This is a genomic window from Pseudomonas sp. PA1(2017), assembly GCF_001945375.1.
Taxonomy (GTDB): domain Bacteria; phylum Pseudomonadota; class Gammaproteobacteria; order Pseudomonadales; family Pseudomonadaceae; genus Aquipseudomonas.
Genome location: NZ_MSXU01000001.1, coordinates 107,266 through 124,804, shown reverse-complemented (window position 1 = coordinate 124,804; position 17,539 = coordinate 107,266). Strand labels below are relative to the sequence as shown.

Below are 17,539 nucleotides of genomic sequence, written 5' to 3'. Positions count from 1 at the left end.
CCGAAACGTTGACAGCCCCGACGACAGACCGTGATGAACGCAACAGCCAGCCCACCCGACCTCACCTCCTCCGGCGTTCGCCCGGCGGATCGGCTGGGCTTCACCCTGTTTCTGGCCGCGGTGCTGCACGCCGCGCTGATTCTCGGCGTGGGCTTCACCTTTGCCGAGCCTGGGCAGATCAGCAAGACCCTGGAGATCACCCTGTCCACGTTCAAGAGCGATGAAAAGCCCAAGGAGGCGGACTTCCTCGCCCAGGACAATCAGCAAGGCAGCGGCACCCTGGACAAGAAGGCGGCGCCGACCACCACCGAACAGGCGCCCTTCCAGGACACCGAAGTGCGCAAGGTGACGCCCGCCGCCGCACCGCCGCCGCCCGCCGTGAAGCCCGAAGCGCCGAAAGCCGCGGTGACCACCCGCGCCCCGCAACAGCAGAAGGCGCCGGCCAAGCGCGAGGAAACCAAGCCGACGCCGCCGAGCCCGGAGGCGCCGTCCTTCGACAGTGCGCAACTGTCCGCCGAGATCGCCAGCCTGGAAGCCGAGCTGTCCGACCAGGTGCAGCAATACGCCAAGCGCCCGAAGATCCACCGCCTCAACGCCGCCTCGACCATGCGCGACAAGGGCGCCTGGTACAAGGACGAATGGCGCAAGAAGGTCGAGCGCATCGGCAACCTCAACTACCCGGACGACGCTCGGCGCCGGCAGATCCACGGCAGCCTGCGCCTGCTGGTGTCGATCAACCGTGACGGCAGCCTGTACGAAGTGATGGTGCTGGAATCGTCCGGCGAGCAGGTGCTCGATCAGGCCGCCATGCGCATCGTGCGCCTGGCCGCGCCCTACGCGCCGTTCACCGGCGATCTGGCCGACATCGATCGCCTGGAGATCATCCGCACCTGGCGCTTCGAGCGCGGCGATCGCCTGTCGAGCAACTGACGGCGACGCGGCGTTTTTGCCCGAACGTGCGGCTTGTAGCTTGCGCCGCGCAGCTTCAAACTAGCGGCCATGAAAGACGCCAGCCCGAGCATTCTCAAGCACCACTTCCTGATCGCCATGCCGCACATGGACGATCCGAATTTCGCGCACACCGTGATCTACCTCATCGATCACAACGACCAGGGCGCCATGGGCCTGGTAATCAACCGCCCCAATGGCCTGAACCTGGCCGACGTGCTCGAACAGCTGCGCCCGGAAAGTACACCCTCGGTGCTGTGCCAGAGCCTGCCGATCTTCAGCGGCGGCCCGGTGCAGACCGACCGCGGCTTCGTACTGCACCCCAAGGGCGCGCAGTTCCAGGCGACGGTCGACCTCGGTGAGCTCGGCCTGTCCACCTCCCAGGACGTGCTGTTCGCCATCGCCGAAGGTAGCGGCCCGGCCAATCACCTGATCGCCCTCGGCTACGCCGGCTGGGGCGCCGGTCAGTTGGAGGCCGAGCTGGCCGATAACGCCTGGCTGACCTGCCCGGCGAACCAGGCGATTCTGTTCGAAACGCCCTACGACCAACGCCTCGGCGCCGCCGCCGCGCTGCTCGGCATCGACCTCAACCTGCTCACCGCCCAGGCGGGCCACGCCTGATGGCCGAAATCGACAAACAATCGCTGCGCCTGTTGCTCGGCTTCGACTACGGCACCAAGCAGATCGGCGTCGCCGTCGGCCAGCCGATCACCGGCTCGGCCCGCGAGCTGTGCATCCTCAAGGCGCAGAACGGCGTGCCGGACTGGCAGAAGGTCGAAGCGCTGATCAAGGAATGGCAACCCAATGCCATCGTCGTCGGCCTGCCGTTGAACATGGATGGCACGCCGAGCGACATGAGCGAACGGGCCGAGAAGTTCGCCCGTCGCCTCAACGGTCGTTTCAACCTGCCGGTATTCACCCACGACGAACGCCTGACCACCTACGCCGCCAAGGGCGAGCGCCTGCAGCAGGGCCAGACCGGCGGCTATCGCCAGCGCCCGGTCGACGCCCTGGCCGCCGCTCTGTTGCTGCAGGGCTGGCTGGAAGAAAACTGCCTGGGCTGACCCGGCCACAAGGAGCTTTAGATGAGCCTACCCAACCCCGCCGAACTGCTGCCGCAGATGGCGACCTCGCTGAGCAACCACCTGAGCCGGCGGCAGATCGGCACGCCGCGCTTCATCGGCATCCGCACCGGCGGCGTGTGGGTGGCCCAGGCGCTGCTCGAGCAATTGGGCCGCGACGAGCCATTGGGCGTGCTCGACGTATCCTTCTACCGCGACGACTTCACCCAGAACGGCCTGCACCCACAGGTGCAGCCGTCCGAACTGCCGTTCGAGATCGAAGGCCAGCACCTGGTCCTGATCGACGACGTGCTGATGAGCGGGCGCACCATCCGCGCCGCGCTGAACGAGCTGTTCGACTACGGTCGCCCGGCCAGCGTGACTCTGGTCAGCTTGCTCGACCTGGACGCCCGCGAACTGCCGATCCGCCCCGACGTGGTCGGCGCGACGCTGTCGCTGGCGGCCGATCAGCGGGTAAAATTGTCCGGCCCCGCGCCCTTCACCCTCGAACTCCAGACGCTTTCCGACCAAGGCCGTCCGCAATGACCGCACTCGATGCCAAGCGCCCCCTGCAACTGAACGACCAAGGCCAGTTGCGCCATTTCCTGTCCCTCGACGGCCTGCCCCGCGAGTTGCTGACGGAAATCCTCGACACCGCCGACTCCTTCCTCGAGGTCGGCGCCCGCGCCGTGAAGAAGGTCCCGCTGCTGCGCGGCAAGACGGTGTGCAACGTGTTCTTCGAGAACTCCACGCGCACCCGGACCACCTTCGAGCTGGCCGCTCAGCGCCTGTCCGCCGACGTGATCAGCCTTAACGTGTCGACCAGCTCGACCAGCAAGGGAGAGACGCTGTTCGACACCCTGCGCAACCTCGAAGCCATGGCCGCCGACATCTTCGTGGTGCGCCATGCCGGCTCCGGCGCCGCCCACTTCATCGCCGAGCACGTGTGCCCGAACCTGGCGATCATCAACGGTGGCGACGGCCGCCACGCGCACCCGACCCAGGGCATGCTCGACATGCTGACCATCCGTCGCCACAAGGGCAGCTTCGAGAACCTCTCGGTGGCCATCGTCGGCGACATCCTGCATTCGCGGGTGGCGCGCTCCAACATGCTGGCGCTCAAGACCCTCGGCTGCCCCGACATCCGCGTGATCGCACCGAAGACCCTGCTGCCCATCGGCCTGGAAGAAAGCTACGGCGTGCGCGTGTTCAGCGATGCCAATGAAGGCCTCAAGGATGTCGACGTGGTGATCATGCTGCGCCTGCAGCGCGAGCGCATGACCGGCGGCCTGCTGCCCAGCGAGGGCGAGTTCTACCGCCTGTTCGGCCTGACCGAGCAGCGCCTCAAGCTGGCCAAGCCCGATGCGCTGGTCATGCACCCGGGGCCGATCAACCGCGGCGTGGAAATCGAGTCGGCGGTAGCCGACGGCCCGCAGTCGGTGATCCTCAACCAGGTCACCTACGGCATCGCCATCCGAATGGCCGTGCTGTCCATGGCCATGAGCGGCCAGAACGCCCAACGCCAACTCAACGCTGAGGAGCAAAACTGATGCGTACCCGTATCCTCGGCGCCCGCGTTATCGACCCGAGCAGCGGCTTCGATCAGGTCGCCGACCTGTATATAGAAGGCGGCAAGCTGAGCGCCATCGGCCAGGCGCCGGCCGGCTTCGAAGCCGACCAGACGCTGGACGCCAGCGGCCTGGTCGCGGCACCCGGCCTGGTCGACCTGTCCGTCGCCCTGCGCGAGCCTGGCTACAGCCGCAAGGGCAGCATCGCCAGTGAAACCCTGGCCGCTGCCGCTGGCGGCGTCACCAGCCTGTGCTGCCCGCCGATCACCAAGCCGGTGCTGGACACTTCGGCGGTGGCCGAACTGATCCTCGACCGCGCCCGCGAAGCCGGCCACGCCAAGGTGTTTCCCATCGGCGCCCTGAGCAAGGGGCTCGATGGCGAGCAGCTCGCCGAGCTGGTCGCCCTGCGCGATGCCGGCTGCGTGGCGTTCGGCAATGGCCTGAACAATTTCCGCAACGCGCGCACCCTGCGCCGCGCCCTGGAATATGCAGCCACCTTCGACCTCACGGTGATCTTCCACTCCCAGGATCATGACCTCGCCGAAGGCGGCCTGGCCCATGAAGGCGCCACCGCCAGCTTCCTCGGCCTGTCGGGGATTCCGGAAACCGCCGAGACCGTGGCCCTGGCGCGCGACCTGCTTTTGGTCGAGCAGAGCGGCGTGCGGGCGCACTTCAGCCAGCTGACCAGTGCCCGCGGCGCCCAGCTGATCGCCGCTGCCCAGGCTCGCGGCCTGCCGGTCACTGCCGATGTAGCGCTGTACCAACTGATTCTCACCGACGAGGCGCTGATCGACTTCTCCAGCCTCTATCACGTGCAACCGCCGCTGCGCACCCGCGCCGACCGCGATGGCCTGCGTGAGGCGGTGAAGAGCGGTGTGATCAGCGCCATCTCCAGCCATCACCAGCCCCACGAGCTCGATGCCAAGCTGGCGCCGTTCGGCGAGACCGAGCCCGGCATCAGCGGCGTGCAGTTGCTGCTGCCGCTGGCCATGACTCTGGTGCAGGACGGTTTGCTGGATCTGCCCACCTTGCTCGCCCGCCTGAGCAGCGGCCCGGCCCAGGCGCTAAGCCTGCCGGTCGGGCAACTCAAGCAGGGCGATGCGGCGGATATCCTGCTGTTCGACCCACAAGCCTCCACCGTAGCCGGCGAAAGCTGGTATTCCAAGGGCCGCAACAGCCCGTTCCTGGGTCACTGCCTGCCCGGCCAGGTGCGCTACACCCTGGTGGATGGGCATATCAGCTTCCAAAGCTGATCTACCACCGGCTCATGTGGGAGCGGGCCATGCCCGCGAAATAATCCGCATCAACCAGGCATCCCTGTCGCCCCACAAGGGCCGGCAGCGATGCCTTCCTTCACCTTATCCATTGCGCGCATTCTCGATCGACACCTGATTGTTCAGCGTCCACAGGTCGTACAGCACGCCGACCAGAAACAGCCCGCCGGTCAGCAGGTAAAGGATCCCGGTGATCCACTTGCCCTGGTACATGCGGTGCACGCCGAAAATGCCCAGGAACGTCAGCAGGATCCAGGCGACGTTGTAATCGAGCCGGCCGGCCGTGAAGCGCAGGTCCGCCTCGCGATCCATCGCCGGGATCAGGAACAGGTCGATGATCCAGCCGATGAACAGCAGGCCCAGGGTGAAAAACCAGATGGTGCCAGTCACCGGCTTGCCGTAATAGAAGCGGTGCGCACCGAGGAAACCGAAGATCCACAGCAGGTAGCCGATGATCTTGCTGTGGGTATCAGGACGCTGCATCAGATTCTCCAGAAAGGACAGGTTGATTCGCTTCGATCCATGGCGGCGCCGCAGGTTTCGCCTTTCACCGACGAGACGACCTTGCGGGAACCGCAGGCTTACCGAATACTGTACATAAATACAGCTATCGAATCGTACCCATGGAATTGATCGAAAAGCTTACGGTACTCGCCGACGCCGCAAAATACGATGTTTCCTGCGCCAGCAGCGGCGCACCCAAACGCAGCTCGAAAGGCCAGAGCGGCATGGGCGCCACCGACGGCATGGGCATCTGCCACAGCTTCACCCCCGATGGCCGCTGCGTGGCGCTGCTGAAAGTCCTGCTGACCAACTTCTGCCTGTACGACTGCCAATACTGCGTCAACCGGCGCTCCAGTGACGTGCCGCGTGCGCGCTTCACGCCCGAGGAAGTGGTCACACTTACCCTGGATTTCTATCGCCGCAACTGCATCAGCGGGCTGTTTCTCAGTTCCGGCATCATCCGTTCCGCGGACTACACCATGGAGCAACTCAACCGGGTCGCCAAGCTGCTGCGTGAGGAGCACGAGTTTCGTGGCTACATCCACCTCAAGACCATTCCCGACGCGTCACCGGAGCTGATCGCCGAAGCCGGTCGCTACGCCGACCGCCTCAGCGTGAACATCGAACTGCCCACCGAAAGCAGCCTGATCCGCCTGGCGCCGGAAAAGAGCGTGGCGCCGATCAAGCAGGCCATGGGCACCATTCGCAATGGCGTCGAGGAGGCCGACAGCGAAAAGCGCGCGCCCGCCTTTGCGCCTGCCGGGCAAAGCACGCAGATGATCGTCGGCGCGGATGCTACCGACGACAGCACCATCCTGCACACCGCTCAGTCGCTATATGGCGACTTCCGCCTCAAGCGCGTCTATTACTCGGCCTTCAGCCCGATTCCGCAAAGCCCCAAGAGCGTCCCCTTCGAGGCACCGCCGCTGCTGCGCGAGCACCGATTGTATCAGGCGGACTTCCTGATGCGCGGCTACGGCTTCAAGGCCACCGAGTTGCTCGACGGCCCCGGCAACCTGGCGCTGGATATCGACCCCAAACTGGCCTGGGCACTGAACAATCGCCAGCACTTTCCCGTCGACCTCAACCGCGCGGACGTGACCCTGATCGCCCGCATCCCCGGCATCGGCGTGCTCAGCGCCCAGCGCTTGGTCGCCCTGCGCCGCCAGAAGCGCATCCGTTTTGCGGACGTCGGCCGCCTGCGCTGCGTGCTGGAAAAAGCCAAACCGTTCATCGTCACCCAGGATTACCGCCCGGCTCAGGCGACCCGCGAATCCCTGGTGCTGCGCCAGCAATTGAGCGAAGCGCCGCAACAGATGGGGCTCTGGTGATGCACGCGGTGCACTTCGACGGCAGCTTCGCCGGCTGGCGGGATGCTGCCCGAGCGCAACTGCGCCGAGGCATGGCGCCGCATCAACTGAGCTGGGTACAGGACAGCCAGGAAAACCAGGATCTATTCGCCGCGTTGGAAGCACCTCAGCCCGCCGCGGCTGCCGACCGACCTGTGCGGGTTCCGCGCGCCCTGATCGAACAACTGGAATGCGCTGCTCGCTTTCGCTGCGCTCAACGCTGGGCATTGCTGTACCGCATCCTCTGGCGCGTCGCGAACGGCGACCATGCCGCCATGCTGGCCGGCGATATCGATGGCAGCGAACTGCATACGCGCCTCAAGGCGGTTCGTCGTGAAGCGCATCACCTGCACGCCTTTCTGCGCTTCAAACCGCGGGACGCGAGCGCTGGCGGGCCGCAGCTGGTGGCCTGGCACGAGCCGGCCCACGACATTCTCGCCAGCGCCTCGGGCCATTTCGCCGATCGCCTTGGCCGGCAGACCTGGCTGATCGCCACACCGGACGACGGAGTGTTCTGGGATGGTGAAAAGCTGCATCACGCCAGCCCCTGCCCTCCCGACTGGCAACGCCTGGCCCAGGGCACCGATGACCGCAACGAAGCGATGTGGCTGGCCTACTACGGCAGTACCTTCAACCCGGCACGCCTCAATCGCAGCGTGCTGGAAACCAACATGCCGGTGCGCTTCTGGCGCAACCTGCCGGAAGGTCCGCTGATTCCCCGCCTGATGAGCCAGGCCCGCGCGGGCGCCCAGGCCGATGGCCAGGCCCAAGCCGTAGCCAACCAGCCCGGAAAGCGCATCCATGCCGATGCCGAGAAGGTCTTGCCGATACGGCAGTAATTCGGCGCTTGTTTGCCAAGCCGCCCGGCAAGGGCAATAAAAAACCCGCCGAAGCGGGTTTCGTTTCTATATGACCTAAACAACCAAGGCTTAACGAAACCGCCGCCCCTGATCTTCGTCGGTGATTTCCAGGGCCAGCCCCTGGGACATGCTGGTCAGATGCTCGCCGTCGGTTTCCGAGCCGAGCTTGATCATCAGGCGCAGGTCGTTGGCCGAGTCGGCGTACAGCAGGGCATCTTCGTAGGTGATCTCACCCTGGCTGTAGAGGTTGTAGAGTGCCTGATCGAAGGTCTGCATACCGTGCTCGGTAGAGCGCTTCATCAGGCCCTTGAGCTCGTGCACCTCGCCCTTGCGGATCAGATCGGCAGCCAGCGGGGTGTTGATCAGCACCTCGATCACCGCGCGGCGGCCCTTGCCATCGGGCGTGGGGATCAGTTGCTGGGCGACGATGGCCTTGAGGTTCAGCGACAGGTCCATCCACACTTGGTTCTGCCGGTCCGCCGGGAAGAAGTTGATGATCCGGTCCAGCGCCTGGTTGGCGTTGTTGGCGTGCAGGGTGGCCAGGCACAGGTGCCCGGTTTCGGCGAAGGCCACGGCGTGGTCCATGGTCTCGCGGGTACGCACCTCACCGATGAGGATCACGTCCGGCGCCTGGCGCAGGGTGTTCTTCAGCGCGACCTCGAAAGAATCAGTGTCGATGCCCACTTCGCGCTGGGTAACGATGCAGTTCTGGTGCTGGTGGATGTACTCGATCGGATCTTCGATGGAGATGATGTGGCCGCTGCTGTTCTTGTTGCGGTAGCCGATCATCGCCGCCAGCGATGTGGACTTGCCGGTACCGGTGGCGCCGACGAACAAGACCAGGCCGCGCTTGGTCAGCGCCAGCTTCTTGAGGATTTCCGGCAGTTTGAGGTCGTCCAGCGTCGGGATGTTGGTCTCGATGCGGCGCAGCACCATGCCGGCCAGGTTGCGCTGGTAGAAGGCGCTGACCCGGAAGCGGCCGATGCCTCGGGCGCTGATCGCGAAGTTGCATTCGTGGTTCTCCGCGAAGTCGCGGCGCTGCTGCTCGTTCATCACCGCGTGCACGGTTTCACGGGTCATTTCCGGCGACAGCGGGGTCTTGGTCACCGGCATGATCTTGCCGTTGACCTTCATCGACGGCGGCACGCCAGCGGTGATGAACAGATCGGAGCCGCCCTTCTCGACCATCAGGCGCAACAGTTTCTCGAATTCCATGGGTGCTTACCTAAATGCGCTGGCGCGATGTTCAATTGCCGGCGGAGCTGCTTCCGCCGGCCTGGGCTCGGAATCGTGAAAAGGTCAGAAATTCTCTGGGGTCTTGGCCTTTTCACGGGCACTTTCACGGCTGACCAGGCCTTTGGAAACCAGCCGTTTCAGGCAGGAGTCGAGGGTTTCCATACCCAGTGCACCACCGGTCTGGATGGCCGAATACATCTGCGCCACCTTGTCTTCGCGGATCAGGTTTCGGATCGCCGGGGTGCCGATCATGATTTCGTGGGCCGCTACCCGACCGCCGCCGATCTTCTTCAGCAGGGTCTGGGAAATCACCGCCTGCAGGGACTCGGACAGCATGGAACGAACCATGGACTTTTCCTCGGCCGGGAACACGTCGACCACCCGGTCGATGGTCTTGGCGGCGGAGGTGGTGTGCAGGGTGCCGAACACCAGGTGACCGGTTTCTGCGGCGGTCAGCGCCAGGCGGATGGTCTCCAGATCGCGCATCTCGCCGACCAGAATGATGTCCGGGTCTTCACGCAGTGCCGAGCGCAGGGCTTCGGAGAAGCCGTGGGTGTCGCGGTGCACCTCACGCTGGTTGACCAGACACTTCTTCGATTCGTGGACGAATTCGATGGGGTCTTCGACGGTGAGGATGTGGTGGTACTTGTTGCTGTTGATGTAGTCGAGCATCGCCGCCAGGGTGGTCGACTTGCCCGAACCGGTCGGCCCGGTGACCAGCACCAGCCCGCGCGGCACGTCGGAGACCTTCTTGAATATCTCGCCCATCCCCAAGTCTTCCATGCTCAGCACTTTCGACGGAATGGTCCGGAATACCGCGCCGCTGCCGCGGTTCTGGTTGAAGGCGTTGACCCGGAAGCGCGCCACACCGGGCACTTCGAACGAAAAGTCGGTTTCCAGGAATTCTTCGAAGTCCTTGCGCTGCTTGTCGTTCATGATGTCGTAGATCAGCGCGTGCACCTGCTTGTGATCCAGGGCAGGCAGGTTGATCCGGCGCACATCGCCGTCGACCCGGATCATCGGCGGCAAGCCTGCGGAAAGGTGCAGGTCCGACGCGCCTTGCTTGGCGCTGAAGGCAAGCAGCTCGGTGATATCCATGGGACTCCCTAATAACGGTAGAATGCCGCGTAACTTAAGGATTGGGGCCTTGGGGGATCACCAGGCGGCTGCGCGAGCACGCCCTTGGCAGAACACCGTGGGGCCCGCAGAAACGCTCAGGCGGCAGGCGCAGGTAATGTCCACGATAGCAGAGAATATTGCAAAGGTCGGTGTGCGGATCCGTGAGGCGGCGCAAGCCTCGCAGCGAGATTTTTCCTCTGTCGGGCTGCTGGCGGTGAGCAAGACCAAGCCCGCCGACGCGATTCGTGAAGCCCACGCGGCCGGCCTGCGGGATTTCGGTGAGAACTACCTGCAGGAGGCGCTCGACAAACAGGCGCTGCTCGGCGACCTGCCGCTGACCTGGCATTTCATCGGCCCCATCCAGTCCAACAAGACCCGCCCCATCGCCGAGCATTTCGCCTGGGTGCACTCGGTGGATCGCCTGAAAGTCGCCGAACGCCTGAGCGCCCAGCGCCCCGCCGAGCTACCGCCCCTGAACATCTGCCTGCAGGTCAACGTCAGCGGCGAAGCGAGCAAGTCCGGCTGCGTGCCCGAGGAACTCGCGGCCTTGGCACAGGCGGTTACACAACTGCCCAACCTGCGTTTGCGCGGATTGATGACAATCCCCGCGCCCACCGATGACGTGGCCGAGCAACGTGCGGCGTTCGCCCGCCTGCGCGCACTGCGGGACGCGCTGAACCTCGATCTCGACACCCTGTCCATGGGCATGAGCCACGACCTCGAAGCGGCCATCGCCGAGGGCGCGAGCTGGGTGCGTATCGGCACGGCACTGTTCGGCGAACGCGATTACGGCAAGGTTTGAATTACCCGATCTCGACTCTTCAGATAGGAACCTCCCCATGACCACTCCCCGTATCGCCTTCATTGGCGCCGGCAACATGGCTGCCAGCCTGATCGGCGGGCTGCTCGCCCAGGGCCTGCCGGCCAGCGCCATCCGCGCCAGCGACCGTGGCGCCGAACAGCGCGAGAAGATCGCCGCCGAACACGGCATCGACGTGGTGGCCAGCAATGCCGAGGCCTGCCGTGACGCCGACGTGATCGTCCTGGCGGTCAAGCCCCAGGTCATGAAGGACGTATGCCTCGACCTGGCGCCCCATGTGCAGGACGGCCAGTTGATCGTCTCCATCGCTGCCGGCATCACCAGCGCCAGCCTGGAAAACTGGCTGGGCGCGCGGGCCATCGTCCGCTGCATGCCCAATACTCCATCGCTGCTGCGCCTGGGCGCCAGCGGCCTGTACGCCAATGCGCAGGTCAGCGCCGCGCAGCGCCAGCAGGCCGAGCAACTGCTCAGCGCCGTCGGCATGGCGGTGTGGCTGGAAGAGGAAAAGCTGATCGACGCCGTGACCGCCGTGTCCGGCAGCGGCCCGGCGTATTTCTTCCTGCTGATCGAGGCGATGACCGCCAGCGGTGAGAAGCTCGGCCTGCCCCGCGATGTTGCCGCCAAGCTGACCCTGCAGACCGCCCTGGGCGCCGCACAGATGGCATTGAACAGCGACGTCGACGCCGCCGAGCTGCGTCGCCGCGTCACCTCGCCAGCCGGCACCACCGAGGCGGCGATCAAGACATTCCAGGCTGGCGGCTTCGAAGCCCTGGTCGAGCAGGCCGTCAAGGCCGCCGATCGGCGCTCGGCCGAGCTGGCCGAACAACTGGGTCAATAAGGAGACAATCAATGATCGGTCTGAACACCGCAGCCGTTTACGTCCTGCAGACCATCGGCAGCTTCTACCTGCTGATCGTGCTGCTGCGCTTCATCCTGCAACTGGTCCGCGCGGACTTCTACAACCCGCTCAGCCAGTTCATCGTGCGCGCCACCCACCCGATTCTCAAGCCGCTGCGCCGTATCATTCCCAGCCTCGGCGGCCTCGACCTGGCTTCGCTGGTGCTGGCGCTGATCGTCCAGTTCGTGCTGATGGCCCTGACCCTGATGCTCATGGGTGTCGGCATCAGCGACCCGCTGCTGGTGCTGGTGTGGTCGATCATCGGCGTGACCGCCCTGCTGCTCAAGGTGTTCTTCTTCGCCCTGATCATCAGCGTGATCCTCTCCTGGGTCGCCCAGGGCACGCACAACCCGGCCGCCCTGCTGGTCAACCAGATCTGCGAGCCGCTGCTGATGCCGATCCGCCGCATCCTGCCCAACCTGGGCGGCCTGGACCTGTCGCCCATCGTGGCGTTCCTGATCCTCAACCTGATCGACATGCTGGTAATCCGTAACCTGGCGGTCAGCACCGGTATGTTCAGCGGCCTGAGCCTGGCGATCTGAACCCTTGGCGTTCTTTCGCTGGGACGGCAATGCGCTGATCCTCGACTGCCACCTGCAGCCCAAGGCGAGTGCCGATGCATTCGCCGGGCTGCATGGCGAACGCCTGAAGATCCGCCTTACCGCCCCGCCAGTGGACGGCAAGGCCAATGCCCACCTGCTGGCTTTTCTGGCCGCAGCCTTCGGTGTCGCCAAGAGCCAGGTCAGCCTGGAAAGCGGCCAGCAGAGCCGCCAGAAGCGGGTGCGCATTCAGGCGCCCAGCAAATTGCCCGGCGAACTCGGCCTGACCGCTCGCCCGTCCTGAACGACCATCAGGTGCCAATGCGCCCCACTCGCCATTGACGCCGCCTGCGCCCCTCGCATAATGCTCGGCAGCCCGCATCGAAGCCGATGCCTTGTCAGGGAACCCACCGATGAGCATGGAACGTCTCAGTGAGCAGGTCGATGCATATGTCGCCTGGAAGCGCGAACTGGTCCGCGAGATCACCCGCTACCGTAGCTGGCTGGCTCATAACCGGCTGAGCAGCGAAGGCGTCGAGGCACGCCTGGAGCGGGCGCTGCGCCTGCTGCGCACCGACCACATCACCCTGGCCTTCGTCGGCGAGTTCTCCCGCGGCAAGACCGAGCTGATCAACAGCCTGTTCTTCTCCGAATACGGCCAGCGCCTGCTGCCGTCTCAAGCCGGACGCACCACCATGTGCCCGACCGAGATTCTTTTCGATCCGGGCGCCGCGCAGCCCTATATCCGCCTGCTACCCATCGAGACACGTATTGCCGAGGCCAGCGTGGCGCAGTTCAAGCGCACGCCCCGCCACTGGGTGAACGTCGCCCTCGACACCAATGACCCGGACAGCATGGCCAAAGCCTTCGCCCAGGTCGCTGCCAACAAGGCCATGCCGGTGGAGAAGGCCATCGCCCTGGGTTTTCACCCGGACAACCTGGAAAGCACCGAGCAAGCCGGCCAGGTGCTGGTACCGGCCTGGCGCCACGCCATCGTCAACTTCGACCACCCGCTGCTGCGCCAGGGCCTGCGCATTCTCGACACACCCGGCCTCAACGCCCTGGGCTGCGAGCCGGAGCTGACCCTGTCGATGCTACCCAGCGCACAGGCGGTGATCTTCCTGCTGTCTGCCGACACGGGTGTGACGGCCAGCGACCTGGATATCTGGCAGCAGCACGTACAGCCCCTCGACGAGGAGCGCCAAGGCTGCCTGTACGCGGTGCTGAACAAGATCGACGTGCTGTGGGACGACCTGGCCGGCGACACCTTCGTGGCCAATGCCATCGAGCGGGTGCGCATGCAGGCCGCCCGCCACCTGGGCATCGCCGGCCGGGACATCCTGCCGCTGTCGGCCAAGCAGGCACTGCTCGCCAAGGTGCGTCAGGACCCGGCATTGCTGGCGCGCAGCCAGATGGCCGAACTCGAGACGCTGCTCTGCGAGCGCATCGTGGCGCAAAAGGAACGGCTGCTCGAAGAGCGCGTGGTGCGCCAGGTGCTGGCCATGCTCAACAACAGCCAGCACGTGCTCGGCCTGCGCCTGGCCAAGGTCAACGAACAGCTGGAACTGCTCGACGAGCGCCGCCAGGACAACGGCCAGATGCTCATGGAGCTGACCAGCCGTACCAAGGACGATCACACCCTGCACCACAAGCGCCTGGTGGCGCTGCGCACCAACCAGCGCCTGCTGCGCAATCAAGGCGAGCGCCTGAAGACCTCGGCCCAGGCGGAAAAGCTCGAAGCGCACCTCGCCCAGCTGCGCCGCCAGCTCAATGGTGCCTGGACGACCCTGGGCATCAACCAGGCGATCCTCGGTTTTTTCACCGCGGTCGAGGACGACCTGCACAGCCTGTCCCACGATGCCGACATGGCCAACCGCATGGTCGAGGCCATCTACCGCCGGCACAACGAGGAGAACCCGCTGCAGGCGGTCGATGCGCCGCGCTTCGAATTGGCGGACTACGTGCGCGAACTACGCCATCTGCAGAAGAAGGGCGACCGTTTCCGCCTGCGCCTCAAGACCCTGCTGACCGAGCAGCGCAGTCTCGGCCGACGCTTCTTCGCCACCCTGGTACAGGAAGTCATCGGCCTGCACCGCCGCTTGCGCCGCGATGCCGAGCGCTGGGCCGACGAGGCACTGATGCCGCTGATGCAGCACACCCTGGAGCACAAGCAGTTGCTGGAAGGCCACATGCTGCGTCTCAAGGCCCTGGCCCAGGACACCCAGCACGGTCGCCAGCGCCACCAGCAGCTGGCCCAGTATGCGGAGGAGCTCAAGCAGCAGCTGGCACAGGCCGGCGACATGCTGCGCGTGATGCGCCGCCCGGCACCCATCCAGCGGCAGGCCAAGGTGGTCACCCTCAAAGGCATGCCGCGCCCGGCCGGCAATCTCGAGTAGCCGGCGGTTGGATACGCCGCGTTAGCTGGCTCGGCCAGCGCGGCCAGCAGTTTCCTTGCCGCTGACAGGCGCGCTCTTTAGACTGCTGCACTTTCCCGTACCTTCCTTAGCCGAGCAGAGTCGATGTCGACTGTTTTTCCTCAAGACTCCGTTGGCCTGGTGACGCCGCAGATCGCCAGGTTTTCCGAGCCACTGGCGCTGGCCTGCGGCCGCAGCCTGGCCGACTACCAGCTGATCTACGAAACCTACGGCGAGCTCAACGCCAACGCCAGCAACGCGGTGCTGATCTGCCACGCGCTGTCCGGCCATCACCACGCCGCCGGTTACCACAGTGCCGATGACCGCAAGCCGGGCTGGTGGGACAGTTGCATCGGCCCAGGCAAGCCGCTGGACACCAACCGCTTCTTCGTCGTCAGCCTCAACAACCTGGGCGGCTGCAACGGCTCTACCGGCCCGTCCGACATCAACCCGGCCACCGGCAAGCCGTTCGGTGCCGACTTCCCGGTGATGACCGTGGAGGACTGGGTCAACAGCCAGGCACGCCTGGCCGACCTGCTGGGCATCGAGCAGTGGGCCGCGGTGGTTGGCGGCAGCCTGGGCGGCATGCAGGCCATGCAGTGGACCATCAGCTACCCGGAGCGCGTGCGCCACTGCCTGGCCATCGCCTCGGCACCGAAGCTCTCGGCGCAGAACATCGCCTTCAACGAAGTGGCGCGCCAGGCGATTCTCACCGACCCGGAGTTCCATGGCGGGCACTTCCAGGACCAGGGCGTGATCCCCAAGCGCGGCCTGATGCTGGCACGCATGGTCGGGCACATCACCTACCTGTCCGATGACGCCATGGGCGAGAAATTCGGTCGCGGCCTGAAGAACGAAAAGCTCAACTACGACTTCCACAGCGTGGAGTTTCAGGTCGAAAGCTACCTGCGCTATCAGGGCGAAGAGTTCTCCGGGCGCTTCGATGCCAACACCTACCTGCTGATGACCAAGGCGCTGGACTATTTCGACCCGGCCGCCGAGCATGACGGCGACCTGGCCAAGACCCTGGCCAAGGCCAAGGCGGACTTCTGCGTGATGTCGTTCACCACCGACTGGCGCTTCTCGCCAGCCCGCTCGCGGGAAATCGTCGACGCCCTGCTCGCCGCCCGCAAGAACGTCTGCTATCTGGAAATCGACGCGCCGCAAGGCCACGACGCCTTCCTGATACCGATCCCCCGCTACCTGCAGGGTTTTGCCAGCTACATGAAACGGATCGAGGTGTAAGCATGCGAGCCGACCTAGAGATCATCCAGGAATGGATTCCCGCCGGCAGCCGCGTCCTCGACCTGGGCTGTGGCGACGGCGAACTGCTGGCCTGGCTGGGCGCCAACAAGCAGGTCAGCGGCTATGGCCTTGAGATCGACCCGGACAAGATCGCCCAGTGCATCGGCAAGGGCGTCAACGTCATCGAACAGAACCTCGACGAAGGCCTGGGCAACTTCGCAAGCGACAGCTTCGACGTGGTGGTCATGACCCAGTCGCTGCAGGCGCTGCACTTTCCCGACAAGGTGCTGGCCGAGATGCTGCGCGTCGGCAAGACCTGCATCATCACCTTTCCCAACTTCGGTCACTGGCGCTGCCGCTGGTACCTGGCTAGCAAGGGCCGCATGCCGGTGTCCGACTTCCTCCCGTACACCTGGTACAACACGCCGAACATCCACTTCTGCACCTTCGAGGACTTCGAGCGCCTGTGCCACCAGCAGAGCGCCCGGGTGCTCGACCGCCTGGCCGTGGACCGCGAGCACCGGCATGGCTGGGCCAGCCGCGCCTGGCCGAACCTGCTGGGCGAGATCGGCATCTACCGCATCAGCGGCCACAATGCGCACGACGTGCGCATCGCCAACTAGGCCGCCCCATGCGCCTGCTCGCCATGTTGGTCGTCCTGTGCCTGGGCCTGCCGGCACTGGCCGACAACCGCATGCAGCGCCTTGGCGACCTGCAGGTGCATTACAGCGCCTTCAACGCCAGCTACCTGCAACCGCAGATCGCCCAGGCCAGCGGCCTGGTGCGCAGCGCCAAGCTGGGGGTGTTGAACATCAGCGTGCTGCGCGGCGGCAAGCCGACGGCAGCAGAGATCAGCGGCGAGGTGAAGAACGTGCTGGGCCATGGCCAGGCGCTGACCTTCGTCGAACAGCGCGAGGGCGAATTCGTTTCCTACCTGGCGCAGTTTCCCATCGAATCCCGTGAGGTGCTGCTGTTCAACCTGCAGGTGAACGGCCAGCGCCTGGACTTCAACCAGGAACTCTTTCCGGAGCCATGATGCCTTTTCCAGAACTCGTCCTCGCCAGCCACAACGCCGGCAAACTCAAGGAACTGCAAGCCATGCTCGGCGACCGCGTGCGCCTGCGCTCGGTCGGTGAGTTCAGCCAGGTGGAGCCAGAGGAAACCGGTCTGTCGTTCGTCGAGAACGCCATCCTCAAGGCGCGCAACGCCTCGCGCCTGTCCGGCCTGCCGGCGCTGGCCGACGACTCCGGCCTGGCGGTGGATTTTCTCGGCGGTGCGCCGGGCATCTACTCGGCTCGCTACGCCGATGGCCAGGGCGATGCCGCCAACAACGCCAAGCTGCTGGCGGCCCTCAAGGAAGTGCCGGACGCCGAGCGCGGCGCCCAGTTCGTCTGCTGCCTGGCTCTGGTGCGACACGCCGACGACCCGCTGCCGATTCTCTGCGAGGGCCTGTGGCATGGCCGCATCCTGCATGAGGCACGCGGCGAGCACGGCTTCGGCTACGACCCGCTGTTCTGGGTCGAGGAGCGCCAGTGCTCCAGCGCAGAGCTGCCTGCGGCCGACAAGAATCAGCTCAGCCACCGCGCCATTGCCATGAAGCTGCTCAAGCAGCGCCTGGGTTTGTAAGCGCTTTCGAATGGGGCGCTTCATCCACGCGTTTTGGCAGTTTGCCCAACTCGTGCCACGATAGCGCCCCGCAACCAC

At 65.2% G+C, this 17,539-nt stretch carries 20 protein-coding genes; 17 read left to right on the top strand and 3 right to left on the bottom strand.

The window, feature by feature from the left end:
- Window positions 1-33 precede the first annotated feature (33 nt).
- The 6 genes from BVH01_RS00585 (at window position 34) to BVH01_RS00560 (ending at window position 4,830) form a co-directional block, all read left to right on the top strand.
- Complete coding sequence (locus BVH01_RS00585; protein ID WP_075928479.1) at window positions 34-930, top strand: energy transducer TonB; 897 nt, start codon at window positions 34-36, stop codon at window positions 928-930.
- A 69-nt stretch (window positions 931-999) separates the two neighbouring features.
- On the top strand, window positions 1,000-1,569 hold the full coding sequence (locus BVH01_RS00580; RefSeq protein ID WP_075928478.1) for a YqgE/AlgH family protein: 570 nt from the start codon (window positions 1,000-1,002) through the stop codon (window positions 1,567-1,569).
- Complete coding sequence (ruvX, locus tag BVH01_RS00575) at window positions 1,569-2,012, top strand: Holliday junction resolvase RuvX (RefSeq protein ID WP_075928477.1); 444 nt, start codon at window positions 1,569-1,571, stop codon at window positions 2,010-2,012. Before BVH01_RS00580 ends, ruvX begins: the two co-directional genes overlap by 1 nt.
- Window positions 2,013-2,033: 21 nt before the next feature.
- Window positions 2,034-2,555 (top strand): bifunctional pyr operon transcriptional regulator/uracil phosphoribosyltransferase PyrR, encoded by a 522-nt coding sequence (gene pyrR / locus BVH01_RS00570; protein ID WP_075928476.1) that lies wholly within the window; start codon window positions 2,034-2,036, stop codon window positions 2,553-2,555.
- Window positions 2,552-3,559, top strand: a complete 1,008-nt coding sequence (locus tag BVH01_RS00565) for an aspartate carbamoyltransferase catalytic subunit (protein WP_075928475.1) — start codon at window positions 2,552-2,554, stop codon at window positions 3,557-3,559. Before pyrR ends, BVH01_RS00565 begins: the two co-directional genes overlap by 4 nt.
- Window positions 3,559-4,830 carry a dihydroorotase gene (locus BVH01_RS00560; protein WP_075928474.1) on the top strand — a complete coding sequence of 424 codons (1,272 nt, stop codon included), beginning with the start codon at window positions 3,559-3,561 and terminating at the stop codon, window positions 4,828-4,830. Before BVH01_RS00565 ends, BVH01_RS00560 begins: the two co-directional genes overlap by 1 nt.
- Before the next feature lie 105 nt (window positions 4,831-4,935).
- On the opposite strand, the gene BVH01_RS00555 is transcribed toward BVH01_RS00560, so the two are convergent.
- Window positions 4,936-5,337, bottom strand: coding sequence for a TM2 domain-containing protein (locus BVH01_RS00555; protein ID WP_167363091.1), 402 nt, complete (start codon window positions 5,335-5,337; stop codon window positions 4,936-4,938).
- A gap of 137 nt (window positions 5,338-5,474) precedes the next feature.
- Here BVH01_RS00555 and BVH01_RS00550 point away from each other — a divergent pair, with 137 nt between their 5' ends.
- Together BVH01_RS00550 and BVH01_RS00545 are read left to right on the top strand one after the other, a co-directional pair.
- Complete coding sequence (locus tag BVH01_RS00550; protein ID WP_075928472.1) at window positions 5,475-6,686, top strand: putative DNA modification/repair radical SAM protein; 1,212 nt, start codon at window positions 5,475-5,477, stop codon at window positions 6,684-6,686.
- Entirely contained in the window at window positions 6,686-7,543 is an 858-nt protein-coding gene (locus BVH01_RS00545; RefSeq protein ID WP_075928471.1) for a TIGR03915 family putative DNA repair protein, read from the top strand. Before BVH01_RS00550 ends, BVH01_RS00545 begins: the two co-directional genes overlap by 1 nt.
- A gap of 90 nt (window positions 7,544-7,633) precedes the next feature.
- Here BVH01_RS00545 and BVH01_RS00540 read toward each other — a convergent pair whose 3' ends face one another.
- Window positions 7,634-8,779: a PilT/PilU family type 4a pilus ATPase gene (locus BVH01_RS00540; RefSeq protein WP_075928470.1), complete on the bottom strand. Its 1,146-nt coding sequence runs from the start codon at window positions 8,777-8,779 to the stop codon at window positions 7,634-7,636.
- An 84-nt stretch (window positions 8,780-8,863) separates the two neighbouring features.
- Window positions 8,864-9,898 carry a type IV pilus twitching motility protein PilT gene (locus BVH01_RS00535; RefSeq protein WP_013789435.1) on the bottom strand — a complete coding sequence of 345 codons (1,035 nt, stop codon included), beginning with the start codon at window positions 9,896-9,898 and terminating at the stop codon, window positions 8,864-8,866.
- 136 nt (window positions 9,899-10,034) lie between these two features.
- Here BVH01_RS00535 and BVH01_RS00530 point away from each other — a divergent pair, with 136 nt between their 5' ends.
- The 9 genes from BVH01_RS00530 (at window position 10,035) to rdgB (ending at window position 17,461) form a co-directional block, all read left to right on the top strand.
- Window positions 10,035-10,721, top strand: coding sequence for a YggS family pyridoxal phosphate-dependent enzyme (locus BVH01_RS00530; protein ID WP_075928469.1), 687 nt, complete (start codon window positions 10,035-10,037; stop codon window positions 10,719-10,721).
- A 37-nt stretch (window positions 10,722-10,758) separates the two neighbouring features.
- Window positions 10,759-11,577, top strand: coding sequence for a pyrroline-5-carboxylate reductase (gene proC / locus BVH01_RS00525; protein ID WP_075928468.1), 819 nt, complete (start codon window positions 10,759-10,761; stop codon window positions 11,575-11,577).
- A gap of 11 nt (window positions 11,578-11,588) precedes the next feature.
- Complete coding sequence (locus BVH01_RS00520; protein ID WP_075928467.1) at window positions 11,589-12,179, top strand: YggT family protein; 591 nt, start codon at window positions 11,589-11,591, stop codon at window positions 12,177-12,179.
- A gap of 4 nt (window positions 12,180-12,183) precedes the next feature.
- Entirely contained in the window at window positions 12,184-12,480 is a 297-nt protein-coding gene (locus BVH01_RS00515) for a DUF167 family protein (protein ID WP_075928466.1), read from the top strand.
- A 109-nt stretch (window positions 12,481-12,589) separates the two neighbouring features.
- Window positions 12,590-14,572 carry a dynamin-like GTPase family protein gene (locus tag BVH01_RS00510; RefSeq protein ID WP_075928465.1) on the top strand — a complete coding sequence of 661 codons (1,983 nt, stop codon included), beginning with the start codon at window positions 12,590-12,592 and terminating at the stop codon, window positions 14,570-14,572.
- A gap of 123 nt (window positions 14,573-14,695) precedes the next feature.
- Window positions 14,696-15,835, top strand: coding sequence for a homoserine O-acetyltransferase (locus BVH01_RS00505; RefSeq protein WP_075928464.1), 1,140 nt, complete (start codon window positions 14,696-14,698; stop codon window positions 15,833-15,835).
- Between the two features lie 2 nt (window positions 15,836-15,837).
- Complete coding sequence (gene metW / locus BVH01_RS00500) at window positions 15,838-16,458, top strand: methionine biosynthesis protein MetW (protein ID WP_075928463.1); 621 nt, start codon at window positions 15,838-15,840, stop codon at window positions 16,456-16,458.
- An 8-nt stretch (window positions 16,459-16,466) separates the two neighbouring features.
- A complete protein-coding gene (locus BVH01_RS00495; RefSeq protein ID WP_075928462.1) occupies window positions 16,467-16,871 on the top strand; it encodes a DUF4426 domain-containing protein in 405 nt (134 codons plus the stop codon).
- Window positions 16,868-17,461: an RdgB/HAM1 family non-canonical purine NTP pyrophosphatase gene (gene rdgB / locus BVH01_RS00490; protein WP_041705675.1), complete on the top strand. Its 594-nt coding sequence runs from the start codon at window positions 16,868-16,870 to the stop codon at window positions 17,459-17,461. Before BVH01_RS00495 ends, rdgB begins: the two co-directional genes overlap by 4 nt.
- Window positions 17,462-17,539 lie beyond the last annotated feature (78 nt).